At 56.1% G+C, this 544-nt stretch carries 1 protein-coding gene; it reads left to right on the top strand.

Features of this window, described 5'->3' with window-relative positions; all coding sequences use genetic code 11:
• The coding region (locus tag F4V54_RS11290; protein WP_150387192.1) for a helix-turn-helix domain-containing protein at positions 1-544 on the top strand (544 nt) is incomplete at both ends.

Genomic DNA, 544 nt, shown 5'->3' with positions numbered 1-544 from the left:
TGGTGAGGATGCGCACCGTTATAAACGGCTTATGCAGGTCCTTGGTTATGTTGACGGTCGGGTCAGTGTGCCTGTGCAGGTAATGCCGCAGGCCGCAGTGGAGAAGGTCATTGATGGGCGGTATCTGTCGGTTGAGGACCGAGAGATGATCGCGGACCGGGTTAATCAGAACATGTCTATCCGTGCAATTGCGCGTGAGTTGGGGCGTAGTGCGTCGACGATTTCGCGCGAGATTGCCCGCAACAGTGGTGATGATGGGATTTACCGGCCGTTTGAGGCACACCGTCAATCCGTTTTCCGCAGGTTTAGGCCGAAACCACGCAAGATTCCGACAAATCCGCAGTTGCAGGAAGTGGTGTGGGCGTGGCTGCGCAAGGAGTATTCTCCTGAGCAGATAGCGGGCCGCTTGCGGAAAGATTTCCCCGGCGATGACACTATGCACGTGAGTCATGAAACGATCTACCAAGAGCTGTACTTCCAGGCTAAAGGTGAGATGAAAAAGGTTGTTGCCAGCGCGATGCGCAGCGGCCGGACACGGCGCAAG

This window comes from Corynebacterium tuscaniense (assembly GCF_008693065.1).
Lineage (GTDB): Bacteria > Actinomycetota > Actinomycetes > Mycobacteriales > Mycobacteriaceae > Corynebacterium > Corynebacterium tuscaniense.
This window is presented reverse-complemented; position numbering and strand designations above follow the sequence as displayed.